The sequence below is a fragment of the Pseudomonas sp. SDO5532_S415 genome, assembly GCF_054071155.1.
In genome coordinates this window covers 1-13493 of record NZ_JBSVWS010000161.1, presented here as the reverse complement: position 1 = coordinate 13493, position 13493 = coordinate 1, and the positions used below count along the sequence as shown (strand labels likewise).

The following is a 13493-nucleotide window of genomic DNA, read 5'->3' as shown; positions in this document are numbered from 1 at the left end:
TTCCCACAGAGGAGTGCGGTCGAATGTGGGAGCGAGCCTGCTCGCGAAGGCGATTCTACAAACGCTACAACTCCATGCCTTTGCCACCACGCCAGCGATCGACCACGATCACCACCAGAGCAATCACCACAAACCCCACCAGCAACCCCGCCGCATTGATAAACACCTGTGGATAACCCAGCTTATCCACATCAATGAACGGGTACGGATAAGTCGCCAGCAAATGCCCGCGCAACAACGCGTAGCCGAAGTACACCAGCGGATAAATCAGCCACAGCGCGACATGCCGCAGCCGCAACGTCCCCTTGGGCACCCAGCACCACCAATAGACCAGAAACAGCAGCGGCATGACGTCATGCAGCAACTCATCGGCCAGCCATTGCCAGCCTTCGGGATGCCATAGATGGCGCAGCAACAGGCTGTAGGCAATGCCGACCACGGCGATGCTCACGGCAATGCCACTGCTGACCCACGGCTGTAAAAACCAGCGCCGTGCGGCCGATTCGCGGGACGTCAGTTCACAGGTCAGAACGGTCGCCACCAGGGTATTGGTCAGCACGGTGAAGTAGCTGAAGAAGCTCACCAGCCCGCCCAACAGGCTGGCGGCCAGAGTCCAGCGCGAGTAGAAAATCAGGTACAGCTGAATGCTCAATCCGGCCCAGCCAAGGATGGCGGCCACGGCAACAAATCGACGCCGCGTGACTGACTGTTTGACCATATTCAGAGCGGACGCTTGGTGCGCATCAACTTCACGTACAAGCGCTCGACCTTCTCCCGCGCCCATGGGGTTTTGCGCAGGAACGTCAGGCTCGACTTGATGCTCGGGTCACTCTTGAAGCAGCGGATGTCGATGCGCTCGGCCAGCCCCGACCATTCGTAGTGTTCAACCAGGGCGTTGAGGATTTGCTCCAGGGTGACGCCGTGCAGCGGGTCGTGGGTCTGTTCGGTCATGCCGGGCCTTCAGCGATGTAGGAATGGGAAGCCGCGCACCTTAGCCGAGGGCTACGTTGGGGGGAAGCGGTCTGTTAAATGTAGGTGAACCGCGACAACTCTGTGGGAGCGAGCCTGCTCGCGAAGAAACCAATGACGCCGCCGGGCATCTGGATTCACGCGTTATCGTTCACCTCCTTCGCGAGCAGGCTCGCTCCCACAGTAGTCATCCGCCTCACTGTTACCAAATCCGAAACGATGCATGTCTGTAAAAGCCCTTTCTCTATTTGTAACAGAACATTATCCTTGCGCACGCTTTAGCTGAAACGCTTCCGCCAACACCTTCAGTTCTGCTGTTTCCGTTCATTCCCCAGAAAAAGATCAAGAATGCCCGATTTGCAAACCTTGAAAGACAGCGCTGTCTTTACGCCTGTCATTCGTCAAAAATCCCTGAGCCTCATCGGCGGATTCACCGCATTGAGTCTCGCCACCTGCGTCCAGGCCACCCCGGCCTTCGATAACAACTCACCCTGGATGCTCGGTGACTGGAACGGCACGCGCAGCGAACTGGCGAAGAAAGGCTACGACTTCAAGGTCGACTACACCGGTGAAATGGGTAGCAATCTGCACGGCGGCTACGACCATGACCGGACGGCGCGCTACAGCGACCAGTTCGGCTTCGGCACGCATCTGGATTTGCAGAAGATCCTGGGCTGGGACGACGCGGAGTTTCAGCTGACCATTACCGAGCGCAGTGGCAACAACATCAGCAACGACCGCATCAACGATCCGCGAGTCGGAGGTTTCACCTCGGCCCAGGAAGTCTGGGGGCGCGGCCAGACCTGGCGCTTGACGCAGATGTGGTACCAGCAGAAGTTTTTCGACCAGAAGCTGGACATCAAGGTCGGCCGTTTTGGCGAGGGCGAGGACTTCAACAGCTTCCCCTGCGACTTCCAGAACCTGGCGTTCTGCGGCTCCCAGGTGGGCAACTGGGTCGGTGACATCTGGTACAACTGGCCGGTCAGCCAGTGGGCGCTGCGGATCAAATATCACCTGACGCCTGAACTGTACGCACAGGTCGGCGCCTATGAGCAAAACCCGTCGAATCTGGATCGCGACAACGGCTTCAAGCTCAGCGGCAGCGGCACCCAGGGCGCGATCCTGCCGGTGGAATTGGTGTGGACGCCGAAGTTCGACGGCCTGCCGGGCGAATACCGCGCCGGTTATTACTACAGCAACGCCAATGCCACCGACGTCTACAAGGATAGCCATGGCCAGCCCGCCGCCCTGAGTGGCGAGGCTTACCGCAGCGCGTCGAGCAAGCACGGTGTGTGGCTCGGCATCCAGCAGCAAATCACCAGCGTCGCCAGCGATCACAGCCGGGGTTTGAGCGTGTTCGCCAACGGCACGATGCACGACAAGAAGACCAACGCCATCGACAACTACGTCCAGGCCGGTGTCGTCTACAAAGGTCTGTTCGATGCACGCGCCAATGACGACATCGGCTTCGCCCTGGCCCGCGTCCACGTGAACCCGGCCTATCGCAAGAACGCCGAGGCGACCAACCAGGCCCACGCCGTTTTCGACTACGACGATCCGTCGTTCCTGCCGCCCCAGGACACCGAATACAGCGCCGAACTCTATTACGGCGTGCACGTCACGAATTGGCTGACCGTGCGCCCGAACCTGCAATACATCCGCCACCCCGGTGGCGTGGACCAGGTCGACGATGCGCTGATTGGCGGGATCAAGATCCAGTCGTCGTTCTAAGAATTACGCAAAAACCTGTGGGAGCGAGCCGGCTCGTGAAGCGGCCATCACATCCAACATCAGCGTCGGATGACACACCGCCTTCGCGAGCAGGCTCGCTCCCACAAGGGACCGCATCGACAGAACACCTTTTAGCTGAACCATGCCCACACAGGATCATCATCTACAGTGAACCTGCGCGGGACTCATCAAAACTTCACGGAGAACCACACTATGAGCACTGAGGGTGCTTTGAGTCGAAGCCGTCTGCTGCCGAGCCTGCTCGGTGTCCTGCTTCTGCTAATGGGCCTGGCCATGCTGGCCGGCGGTATCAAGCTGAGCCTGCTCGGCGGCTCGCTGTATTACGTGCTGGCCGGTATTGGCCTGACGCTGACCGGCGTCCTGCTGATCGCCGCCCGCCGCGCTGCGCTGGGCCTGTACGCATTGGTGCTGTTCGCCAGCACCGTCTGGGCACTGTGGGAAGTCGGCCTCGACTGGTGGCAACTGGTGCCGCGTCTGGCCATGTTGTTTGCCCTCGGCATCGTCATGTTGCTGCCATGGTTCCGTAGTCCGCTGTTGCGCGCCGGTGCAGCACCGATGGGCACGGGTGCGCTGAGCGTGGCCGTGGTCATCGCCGGCGCCACTGCGCTGGCCAGCCAGTTCACCACCCCCGGTGAAATCAAGGGACAACTGGACCGCGACAGCGTCCCGGGCATGACCAACACCGCGCCTGCCATGCCGGACGGCGACTGGAACTCCTACGGCCGCAGTGCTCACGGCGACCGTTACTCGCCATTGGCACAGATCACCCCGCAGAACGTGCACAAGCTGGTGCCGGCCTGGACCTACCGCACGGGTGATCTGCCAGGGCCGAACGACCCGGGCGAAACCACCGCCGAAAACACCCCGCTGAAAGTCAACGGCATGCTCTATGTCTGCACGCCGCACAGCCAGGTGATTGCGCTGGACCCGGACAGCGGCAAGGAAATCTGGCGTTTCGATCCGAAGCTCTCGACGCAGAACGCGGCGAACTTCAAGGGTTGGGCGCACATGACCTGCCGTGGCGTGACCTATCACGATGACGCGGTGTATGCCTCCGAACAGAGCCCGACCGGCAGCGCCAGCGCACCGGTGGCCAGCATCTGCCCACGCCGCATCTTCCTGCCCACCGCCGACACTCGTCTGATTGCCCTCAACGCCGACACCGGCAAGATGTGCGAAGACTTCGGCGACAAGGGCCAGGTCGACCTGCGCGCCAACATCGGCGGCTTCACCGCCGGCGGCTACTACTCCACCTCGCCTCCCGCGGTCACCAAGGACCTGGTGGTGATCGGAGGGCACGTCACCGACAACGTCTCCACCGACGAACCGAGCGGTGTGATCCGCGCCTTCGACGTGCACACCGGCAAACTGGTGTGGAACTGGGACAGCGGCAACCCGGACGACACCACGCCGATTGCCGAAGGCAAGGTCTACACCCGCAACTCACCGAACATGTGGTCCATGTTCGCCGTCGATGAAAAACTCGGCATGCTCTACCTGCCGATGGGCAATCAGACCCCGGACCAGTTCGGTGGCGCGCGCACGCCTGAATCGGAGCTGCACGCCGCCGGCCTGACCGCCCTGGACATCGCCACCGGCAAAGTGCGCTGGCACTTCCAGTTCACCCACCATGACCTGTGGGATATGGACGTCGGTGGCCAGCCAACCCTGATGAACCTGAAAACCGCCGATGGCGTGAAGCCGGCGGTACTGGCCTCCACCAAGCAAGGCAGCATCTACGTACTGGACCGCAGCAGCGGCCAGGCCATCGTACCGATCAATGAAGTGCCGGTGCCGCAAGGCGCGGTGGAAGGCGACCACACGTCGCCGACCCAGCCGAAATCCGACCTCAACCTGATGCCGCCACCGCTGCAGGAACGCGACATGTGGGGCGTGACCCCGTTCGACCAGCTGATCTGCCGGATCGACTTCAAATCCATGCGCTACGACGGTCCGTTCACCCCGCCGTCGTTGCAGGGTTCGATCGTGTATCCGGGTAACTTCGGCGTGTTCGACTGGGGCGGTATCTCGGTCGATCCGGTGCGCCAGATCGCCTTCGTGAACCCGAGCTACATGGCCTTCAAATCGAAAATGATCCCGGCCGCCGACATCGCCGCCCAAGGCCCGCGCAAAAGCGAAACCGAAGGTGTGCAGCCGAACAAGGGTGCGCCGTACGGCGTGATCCTCGAAGCACTGCTGTCGCCAATGGGCCTGCCGTGCCAGGCGCCGGCCTGGGGTTACGTGGCCGCCATCGACCTGACCACCCAGGAAAAAATCTGGATGCACAAGAACGGCACCGTGCGCGACAGCTCACCGGTTCCGATTCCGCTGAGCATGGGCGTGCCAAGCCTGGGCGGCACCTTTACCACCGCCGGTGGCGTCGGTTTCCTCAGCGGCACCCTCGACCAGTACCTGCGTGCCTACGACGTGAAAAACGGCAAGCAACTGTGGGAAGGCCGCCTGCCTGCCGGCGCGCAGACCACACCCATGACCTACACCGGCAAGGACGGCCAGCAATACGTGCTGGTCGTTGCCGGCGGTCATGGTTCCCTGGGCACCAAACAGGGTGACTATGTGATTGCGTACAAACTGTCGGAATAGTTTTTAGCGACAGCAGAACAAAGGGCGACGCTCCGTAAGGGTGTCGCCCTTTTTTTGAATGCCTGATCGATAAAGGATCAATCGCCAATCGATCTAAATAACTGTCAACTCTGACAGTAGCTGCTCATTTCTTTTCTGCGCATCCTCAATTGCACGCACGCAAAAGCGTGCCCGTATAACTGAGGTGCAAATGACATCCCCAACCCGAAATGTCACTGGCTGGATCGAGGCTCTGGCCGAGGGTGAAATCAAACTGCACCAGTTGCCAAAGGCTTTTTCCCACGACGAAGCGGCCTACATCCGTCGTGAAGCTTTGCAACGTATCAGCGGAATGTCGCTGCACACCATCGGTAGTTACACCTTCGATGCAAAACCGGCCAAATGCGAGAACTTCATCGGTGCCATTCAGATTCCGGTGGGTGTCGTCGGGCCCGTGCTGATCAAGGGTCAAGCGCTTTGCGCCAGTGAACCGGTATTCGCACCGTTGGCCACCACGGAAGGCGCATTGATCGCCAGTGTCTCCCGAGGTTGCAGCGCACTGCATGCCGCTGGTGGCGCGGTGGTTCGCGTCGAAGATATCGGTATCACCCGGGCACCGGTGTTTCGCTCCAGCGGCATCGTGCAAACCCAGGCATTCCTGGCCTGGATAGACAGCCACTACCAAGACATCAAACAGCTGTGCGACCAGGACAGTGCTCACCTGCGATTGCAAGATATCGAGCCTGCCGTGGTCGGCACCTCAATCTACCTGCGCTTTCGATTCCTCTGTGCCGATGCCATGGGCATGAACATGGCGAGCATCGCCTGCGATCGTGCGGTCACTCAACTGATCAGCCCTGCGACGGGCGTACAATGCGTCAGTGTTTCCGGCAACTACTGCATCGATAAAAAACCGGCGGCGGTCAATTTTCTCAACGGTCGCGGCAAGCGCATTTATGCCGAAGCACGCCTGAGCGCTGATATCCTGCGCGACATTCTGAAAACCGATGCACCTGCAGTGTGTGAGCTTCAATACCGAAAGAACCTGCTCGGCTCAGCCATGGCCGGCGCGATCGGTTGCAATGCCCATCACGCCAACATCCTTGCCGCGTTTTTTATGGCTACCGGCCAGGATGTCGCCCAGGTCGCCGAAAGCGCCATCGGTATCACCTGTATCGAACCCCGCGAGCATGGCGCCGTCTACGCCTCAATCCTGTTGCCCGACACACCGTTGGGCACCGTCGGCGGTGGTACCGGCCTTGGCACGCAATCGGAGGCCCTGGCGTTGATGGGTATCGTGCCCGGCGAGAAAAAACCCGGGATGGATGTGCTGCGCCTGGCAGAAATACTCGGCACCCTAGTGTTGGCGGGTGAATTGTCGATCATGGCTGCGCAAGCGTCTCACAATCTGGTCAAAGCCCATGTGCAACTGGGACGTTGACGGATGATCGCCATTCAAGCCAGCGCCCCGGGCAAAATCATTCTGATGGGTGAGCACGCCGCCCTGCATGGATGTCCGGTGATCGCCAGTTCCCTGGGGCTGTATTGCAATGTCCGGGTACATCCGCGTCACGACGGACAGATTAAACTGAGATTGCCCGACCTCTCGATCCAGCGGGTTTACGACCCTCTGCAACTGGCGGATTACACCCTGCAAGTGCGCCAGGCGTGGAAGCACTATGTGAGCGATCCAACATCCCGGACCTTTGCTCAGGTCAAAGGCCAGGACCTTGATCACGTGGTCAAATGCTCCATCGGAGAAATCCTGCTCAGGTTGGCACCGCAGGACTGGCGTGGATTCTCTCTGCGGGTGCGATCACAGATTCCTGCCGAAGCCGGGTTCGGCAGCTCCGGCGCTTTGGCGGTTACGCTGGTGGCGGCACTGCTGCGGCTCTTCAGGCTGCCAGCGATGGACAATCCAGTGCAATGTCTGGCGCAAACCATTGAGCGCTATGTCCACGGCCAGTCTTCCGGGATCGACCACAACACCAGCCTGCATGGCTCGGTGGTCGAGCGGCGATCAGACGGGGAAGGTGGTTTCAACCTGACTCCATGGCCCATCGAAAACCTGAGCGTACTGCACGGATTGCAGCTCTATCACACCGGCGCCGCCCGCGAGAGTACCGGACAAGTGGTCGCCGCCACTCGACACAGGCTGGCAGGCAAGGGCAATCCACTGCTGGCCAGCATGTGTCGCAACACTGAGCGCTTTTGCTCGCTCTTGCAGCAAACGCGTCCGATGCCTGAAACACTCAAGGCCGTGTTGCGCGACTATGAAGCCGATCTGGAAAAACTGGGTGTCGTTCCAGCTGCCGTTGCCGAGGTGATTCGCGCCATAGAAAGGGCCGGAGGCGCGGCAAAGATATGTGGCGCCGGTGCGCTTTGCGGGGAGAGCGCCGGAGCGCTGCTGGTGGTGGGTGCCCCGGCGCTGCCGGAACTGGCGCACTACCGCAGGATTGATGCAGCACTGGGGGTGAGCGGCCTGGAGATCACTCAGAAATGAACCGAATCACCGTCTCATCCCCCAGCAACATTGCATTGATCAAGTATTGGGGCATGAGCAATGAACAGCTGACGCTCCCCAACAACGTTTCGCTGTCCATGACCCTGAGTCAGTGCGTCAGCCTTTGCACGATGGCACCGCTGCCCATTGGCTCAACCGATGAGATCCTGTGGAGAACCCGCGAGGGCACACTGGTGCCCGCCAACGCCTCTTTGCGCTTCGGTATCGAGTATCACCTGGGGCAACTGCGCCAGCACTTCGATCACTGGCACCCCCTGCGCATCGCCACCAGCAACAGCTTCCCCACCGGAGCCGGAATCGCTTCGTCGGCGGCTGGCTTCAGTGCCCTGGCCATGGCCTTCGCCCTGCTGTGCGATCAGAACTGCGATGCCGCGCACATCAGTGAACTGGCACGTTTGTCCGGCTCAGGTTCGGCGTCACGGTCGGCGTTCGGCGGATTTGTCCAGTGGCCAGGCGATGCCCGACAGCTTGCAGGGCCGGCACAAGCCTTCGCTCCGGCGCAGCACTGGCCGCTGTGTGACCTGATTGCCGTGGTCGACGCCAGGCACAAGAAGGTCAGCTCCCGCCAGGGTCATCATCTGGCCTCCAGCAGCCCTTTTTACCGAGCCCGTCTTGATCTGTTGCCAGACCGCCTGAACACCGTGCGCCAAGCCATTCTCAACCGTGACTTCACTGCATTGGCCGACGCCGTGGAGTGCGAAGCCATTGAAATGCACATGATCGCCATGACGTCCCAACCGCCGGTTTTCTATTGGCAACCGACAACACTGACGCTGCTTGAACGGGTTCGCCAACTGCGCGGCGAAGGGCTGCAGGTGTGTGCCACGATGGATGCCGGCCCCAATGTGCATGTGCTCTGCACCCTACAGCACCGGTCGCAGGTTTTTGCCGCGTTGAGATCGCTACCCGGCGTCGTTCGGTGGATTTTCGATCAAGCGGGCGACGGGCCCCGACGGCTGGAACATCATCTGTTTTAAGTGACCACCGGGACCGCCCCAACCAAAGTACCCAGCTAACCTGTCTATCTACTGAACATACCCTCGAATGATTCAGTAACCCCCAAGCATCATTGAAACCACCGCCAACCTGCCCCATCTAAGACCCATACCCATTGCGCAGGTGCCCCCATGAGCGACCAGCAGGAATTCCCCGAAGACTCCAGCGAATACGCCGACCCGGAAAACGCCCACCACCACACTCCCGGCAAAGGCCTCGCCCTGCCCGGCCAGAATCTGCCGGACAAGGTCTACATCATCCCGATCCACAATCGACCGTTCTTCCCGGCCCAGGTGCTGCCGGTCATCGTCAATGAAGAACCCTGGGCGGAAACCCTTGATCTGGTCAGCAAATCCGAGCACCACTCCCTGGCCCTGTTCTACATGGACACACCCCAGGACAATCCACGCCACTTCGACACCTCGGCCCTGCCGCTGTACGGCACCCTGGTCAAGGTGCACCACGCCAGCCGCGAAAACGGCAAACTGCAATTCGTCGCCCAGGGCCTGACCCGCGTCCGGCTCAAGACCTGGCTCAAGCACCATCGCCCGCCGTACCTGGTGGAAGTCGAATACCCGCACCAGCCCACCGAGCCGACCGATGAGGTCAAGGCTTATGGCATGGCGCTGATCAATGCGATCAAGGAACTGCTGCCGCTCAACCCGCTGTACAGCGAAGAACTGAAGAATTACCTCAACCGCTTCAGCCCCAACGACCCATCGCCGCTGACCGACTTCGCCGCCGCGCTGACCTCGGCCACCGGCAGCGAACTGCAGGAAGTGCTCGACTGCGTGCCGATGCTCAAGCGCATGGAAAAAGTCCTGCCGATGCTGCGCAAGGAAGTCGAAGTCGCGCGCCTGCAAAAGGAAATCTCCGCCGAAGTGAACCGCAAGATCGGCGAGCACCAGCGCGAGTTTTTCCTCAAGGAACAACTCAAGGTCATCCAGCAGGAGCTGGGGCTGACCAAGGACGACCGCAGCGCCGACCTGGAACAGTTCGAGCAGCGACTGACCGGCAAGGTACTATCGTCGCAGGCGCAGAAGCGCATCGAAGAAGAGATGAACAAGCTGTCGATCCTCGAGACCGGTTCGCCGGAGTATGCGGTGACCCGCAACTACCTCGACTGGGCGACCTCGGTGCCGTGGGGCGTGTATGGCGAGGACAAGCTCGACCTCAAACACGCGCGCAAGGTGCTGGACAAACACCACGCAGGCCTCGACGACATCAAGGACCGCATCCTCGAATTCCTCGCGGTCGGTGCCTATAAAGGCGAGATCAGCGGTTCTATCGTGCTGCTGGTCGGCCCGCCGGGCGTGGGCAAGACCAGCGTCGGCAAATCCATCGCCGAGTCCCTGGGCCGGCCGTTCTACCGTTTCAGCCTCGGCGGTATGCGCGACGAAGCCGAGATCAAGGGCCACCGCCGCACCTACATCGGCGCGCAGCCGGGCAAACTCGTTCAAGCGTTGAAAGACGTCGAAGTAATGAACCCGGTGATCATGCTCGACGAAATCGACAAGATGGGCCAAAGCTACCAGGGCGACCCGGCGTCGGCGTTGCTGGAAACCCTCGACCCTGAGCAGAACGTCGAATTCCTCGACCACTACCTTGATCTGCGCATGGACCTGTCGAAAGTGCTGTTCGTCTGCACCGCCAACACCCTGGATTCCATTCCCGGCCCGCTGCTCGACCGCATGGAAGTGATTCGGCTGTCGGGTTACATCACCGAAGAAAAAGTCGCCATCGCCAAGCGTCACCTGTGGCCCAAGCTGCTGGAAAAGGCCGGTGTCTCCAAAGGCAGCCTGAGCATCAGTGACAACGCGTTGAAGGCCTTGATCGACGGTTACGCCCGTGAGGCCGGCGTGCGGCAACTGGAAAAACAGCTCGGCAAACTGGTGCGAAAGGCCGTGATGAAATTGATCGATGAGCCGAACGCAGTGATCAAACTCGGTCCGAAAGACCTGGAAGCCTCCCTCGGCCATCCGGTGTTTCGCAACGAACAAGTCCTGTCGGGCACTGGCGTCATCACCGGACTGGCCTGGACCAGCATGGGCGGCGCGACCTTGCCGATCGAAGCGACCCGGATTCACACGTTGAATCGCGGATTCAAACTCACCGGGCAACTGGGTGATGTGATGAAAGAGTCGGCGGAAATCGCCTACAGCTACGTCAGCTCCAATCTGAAGTCGTTCGGCGGCGATCCAAAGTTCTTCGACGAAGCCTTCGTGCACTTGCACGTGCCGGAAGGCGCAACACCCAAAGACGGCCCAAGCGCCGGCGTGACCATGGCCAGCGCCCTGCTCTCGCTCGCCCGCAACCAGCCACCGAAAAAAGGCGTGGCCATGACCGGCGAACTGACCTTGACCGGGCATGTACTGCCGATTGGCGGCGTGCGCGAAAAGGTCATCGCGGCGCGGCGGCAGAAGATTTTCGAGTTGATCCTGCCGGAGCCGAATCGCGGGAGTTTCGACGAACTGCCGGATTATCTGAAGGAAGGGATTACCGTGCATTTCGCCAAGCGCTTTGCGGATGTGGCGAAGGTGTTGTTCTGACAATTGACTCATAGTAAACCACCTGTCGGAACTGATAGTTCTGACAGGTGGCACTGCTTACATGCACTGCTAAAACGGTTGCTCATACCTCAATCAAGTGTGAGCAACCATGGCGAACACGCAATTACTCCCACCCGTCCTTTCGTATCCAACAGAAGGGGCGACCGTTGAAAAACTGGAATTGAAGGGGACTGGCGTAGCAGGTGCTGTCATACAGCTGCAATCGAACTTTACGCAACAAGGTACCTGGCATGACGTTGGTACGGTCGAGCAGGACGGCACTTTCAGCATCTACCTCAGCCGAAGTTTCTATCTCGTTCCGAAGAATGCCGAGATTAAGGTACGGCAGAAAACATGGTGGCCCGACGAGACCTCCGAACCGACTGAAATCATTTCATTCGAAAAGTTGCTCGAACGACCGGTTTTCACAAAGCCCACTGCGGGGGGCTCACTTCCTCTACTTGATCAAACTATCAAAGGGACAGGGCATCATGCCCAGACTCGGGTTGACATCGAGTTAACCAGAGTGAGTCCTTTGCCCACGGCCACTTACAAAACCAACGTTGATCCTGATGGCGCTGGTGGGTGGGAGGCAAAACCTGGATGGGCACTGTTACCCGGCGCATACAAGATGAAAGCAATGCAAACCTATTGGCACTTTGATGGGGTAGAGCACAAATCGAACTGGACTGACGATATGGCCCTTACTGTTGCGTGACGCGTCCTTTATGTTTCTGGAGAACATCAGCAGCAGGCTGGATATTACAGTCCATTTCGCCAAGCGTTTGCGGATGTGGCGAAGGTGTTGTTCTGACAGCGTTGTAGCGCCTGCGTCATCGCTTTCGCGAGCAGGCTCGCTCCCACATGTGGTTGCAGTGGTGTTCACAAATTTTGTGCCTACTGCAATCCCTGTGGGAGCGAGCCTGCTCGCGAAGGCGTCGGCGCTCACAACGCCAATTCCCGCACCTGTCACAATTTGTCTCACCTTCAGTTATGCTCGCCGTTCGTCGAGAACGCCGGAGCCACAGACCCCATGTCCCCCACCCGCCTGTTTGTCCCTATTGCCCTCGCGCTGCTGGCCGCCTGCGCCACGCAACCGAAGCACAACGTGACCGTGGAAAAACAAAGCGAATGCCCGATTAAACTCACCAGCGGGCAAAACCTGATCCTGACCCTGCCAAGCAACCCGACCACGGGCTATCGCTGGGCCATTCAGGATTCGGCCGGCGGCGTGTTGCGTGCACTGGGGCCAGAGGTTTATCGAAACCCGGAAGATGCCGGTGTTGTGGGCGCGGCCGGCGTCTCGACCTGGCGCTTTCAGGCCTTTGCACCCGGCACCGCACGCTTGCGCCTGACCTCGCAACAGCCCTGGGCACCGGAAGTGCTGCCGGTGGAATCCTTCGACTGCGCGATTTCGGTTAACTGACCATGGGTTGGCTGATTCTGGCGCTGATGGGCGCGGTGACGTTTCTCTACGGCCTGAGCGTGCACGCCTCGCTGCTGTGCCTGTTGGTGAAACCGTTGCCGGTACTGGCCTTGCTCGGCTGGCTGCACGACGCGCCGCCCAGCGACTATCGGCGCTGGATCAGCCTCGGCTTGATCTTCTCCCTGATCGGCGATGTGTTGCTGGCGTGGCCGGGGGATTTGTTTGTGTTTGGCCTGGGTGCGTTTCTGGTTGCGCATCTGGCCTATCTGAAAGCGTATTTGAGCGACTGCCGCCGGTTGGCGCTGTTGCCGCTGATTATCGCCCTGGGAGTCGGGGCCGTTCTGCTGGGGATTCTGATTGCCCACGGATTGGGGCCGTTGCTCATCCCGGTGATCGTCTACGGCCTGGCCATCAGCGCCATGCTGTGGCGAGCGCTGGCCCGGCTTGGCACCGATGTGCCCAAACGCTCCGCGCTGCTGGCGGCTGCGGGTGCCGTGGCATTTGTGTTCTCGGACAGCGTGATTGGCATCAGTCGCTTTGTGATGCCGTTCGATGCCGCGCCCTATGTGATCATCCTCAGTTACTGGTTGGGGCAATGGGGGATTACCGCCTCTGCCTTTGACTCAAAACCGCGCTGAACGCTTCGCGAGCAGGCTCGCTCCCACAGGTACAGCGTACTTCCGTCAGGCTAGCCAAG

11 protein-coding genes are annotated in these 13493 nt (G+C 60.2%); 9 read left to right on the top strand and 2 right to left on the bottom strand.

Translation table 11 applies throughout. The annotated features are described in order from the left end of the window. Nucleotides 1–64 precede the first annotated feature (64 nt). Together ACW9HW_RS24785 and ACW9HW_RS24780 are read right to left on the bottom strand one after the other, a co-directional pair. The gene (locus tag ACW9HW_RS24785) at nucleotides 65–718 is read right to left on the bottom strand and encodes a Pr6Pr family membrane protein (RefSeq protein WP_457402012.1); all 654 of its coding nucleotides are present in this window, start codon (nucleotides 716–718) and stop codon (nucleotides 65–67) included. 2 nt (nucleotides 719–720) lie between these two features. After that, on the bottom strand, nucleotides 721–951 hold the full coding sequence (locus ACW9HW_RS24780; RefSeq protein WP_095193720.1) for a VF530 family protein: 231 nt from the start codon (nucleotides 949–951) through the stop codon (nucleotides 721–723). A gap of 366 nt (nucleotides 952–1317) precedes the next feature. On the opposite strand from ACW9HW_RS24780, the gene ACW9HW_RS24775 reads away from it, so the two are divergent. The 9 genes from ACW9HW_RS24775 (at nucleotide 1318) to ACW9HW_RS24735 (ending at nucleotide 13434) form a co-directional block, all read left to right on the top strand. After that, complete coding sequence (locus ACW9HW_RS24775) at nucleotides 1318–2700, top strand: carbohydrate porin (protein WP_457402011.1); 1383 nt, start codon at nucleotides 1318–1320, stop codon at nucleotides 2698–2700. Between the two features lie 213 nt (nucleotides 2701–2913). Continuing rightward, nucleotides 2914–5322: a glucose/quinate/shikimate family membrane-bound PQQ-dependent dehydrogenase gene (locus ACW9HW_RS24770; protein ID WP_457402010.1), complete on the top strand. Its 2409-nt coding sequence runs from the start codon at nucleotides 2914–2916 to the stop codon at nucleotides 5320–5322. A gap of 190 nt (nucleotides 5323–5512) precedes the next feature. Continuing rightward, nucleotides 5513–6742 carry a hydroxymethylglutaryl-CoA reductase gene (locus tag ACW9HW_RS24765; RefSeq protein ID WP_457402009.1) on the top strand — a complete coding sequence of 410 codons (1230 nt, stop codon included), beginning with the start codon at nucleotides 5513–5515 and terminating at the stop codon, nucleotides 6740–6742. A gap of 3 nt (nucleotides 6743–6745) precedes the next feature. Next, complete coding sequence (locus tag ACW9HW_RS24760) at nucleotides 6746–7804, top strand: mevalonate kinase family protein (protein WP_457402007.1); 1059 nt, start codon at nucleotides 6746–6748, stop codon at nucleotides 7802–7804. Then, nucleotides 7801–8802, top strand: a complete 1002-nt coding sequence (gene mvaD, locus ACW9HW_RS24755; protein WP_095193725.1) for a diphosphomevalonate decarboxylase — start codon at nucleotides 7801–7803, stop codon at nucleotides 8800–8802. The genes ACW9HW_RS24760 and mvaD overlap by 4 nt, the downstream gene beginning before the upstream one ends. Before the next feature lie 150 nt (nucleotides 8803–8952). Beyond that, nucleotides 8953–11370: an endopeptidase La gene (gene lon / locus ACW9HW_RS24750; protein ID WP_457402006.1), complete on the top strand. Its 2418-nt coding sequence runs from the start codon at nucleotides 8953–8955 to the stop codon at nucleotides 11368–11370. 109 nt (nucleotides 11371–11479) lie between these two features. Then, a complete protein-coding gene (locus ACW9HW_RS24745) occupies nucleotides 11480–12088 on the top strand; it encodes a hypothetical protein (RefSeq protein ID WP_095193727.1) in 609 nt (202 codons plus the stop codon). A 315-nt stretch (nucleotides 12089–12403) separates the two neighbouring features. Beyond that, on the top strand, nucleotides 12404–12796 hold the full coding sequence (locus tag ACW9HW_RS24740) for a protease inhibitor I42 family protein (protein WP_095193728.1): 393 nt from the start codon (nucleotides 12404–12406) through the stop codon (nucleotides 12794–12796). Nucleotides 12797–12798: 2 nt separating this feature from the next. Continuing rightward, on the top strand, nucleotides 12799–13434 hold the full coding sequence (locus ACW9HW_RS24735) for a lysoplasmalogenase (protein ID WP_095193729.1): 636 nt from the start codon (nucleotides 12799–12801) through the stop codon (nucleotides 13432–13434). Nucleotides 13435–13493: the final 59 nt, after the last annotated feature.

What these genes read in the sequence shown, in the direction of transcription:
- ACW9HW_RS24775 (WP_457402011.1), top strand. Translation starts at nt 1,318, where the DNA reads ATGCCCGATTTGCAAACCTTGAAAGACAGCGCTGTCTTTACGCCTGTC.
- ACW9HW_RS24735 (WP_095193729.1), top strand. Translation starts at nt 12,799, where the DNA reads ATGGGTTGGCTGATTCTGGCGCTGATGGGCGCGGTGACGTTTCTCTAC.
- ACW9HW_RS24745 (WP_095193727.1), top strand. Translation starts at nt 11,480, where the DNA reads ATGGCGAACACGCAATTACTCCCACCCGTCCTTTCGTATCCAACAGAA.
- ACW9HW_RS24760 (WP_457402007.1), top strand. Translation starts at nt 6,746, where the DNA reads ATGATCGCCATTCAAGCCAGCGCCCCGGGCAAAATCATTCTGATGGGT.
- ACW9HW_RS24780 (WP_095193720.1), bottom strand. Translation starts at nt 951, where the DNA reads ATGACCGAACAGACCCACGACCCGCTGCACGGCGTCACCCTGGAGCAA.
- ACW9HW_RS24740 (WP_095193728.1), top strand. Translation starts at nt 12,404, where the DNA reads ATGTCCCCCACCCGCCTGTTTGTCCCTATTGCCCTCGCGCTGCTGGCC.
- ACW9HW_RS24765 (WP_457402009.1), top strand. Translation starts at nt 5,513, where the DNA reads ATGACATCCCCAACCCGAAATGTCACTGGCTGGATCGAGGCTCTGGCC.
- mvaD (WP_095193725.1), top strand. Translation starts at nt 7,801, where the DNA reads ATGAACCGAATCACCGTCTCATCCCCCAGCAACATTGCATTGATCAAG.
- ACW9HW_RS24770 (WP_457402010.1), top strand. Translation starts at nt 2,914, where the DNA reads ATGAGCACTGAGGGTGCTTTGAGTCGAAGCCGTCTGCTGCCGAGCCTG.
- lon (WP_457402006.1), top strand. Translation starts at nt 8,953, where the DNA reads ATGAGCGACCAGCAGGAATTCCCCGAAGACTCCAGCGAATACGCCGAC.
- ACW9HW_RS24785 (WP_457402012.1), bottom strand. Translation starts at nt 718, where the DNA reads ATGGTCAAACAGTCAGTCACGCGGCGTCGATTTGTTGCCGTGGCCGCC.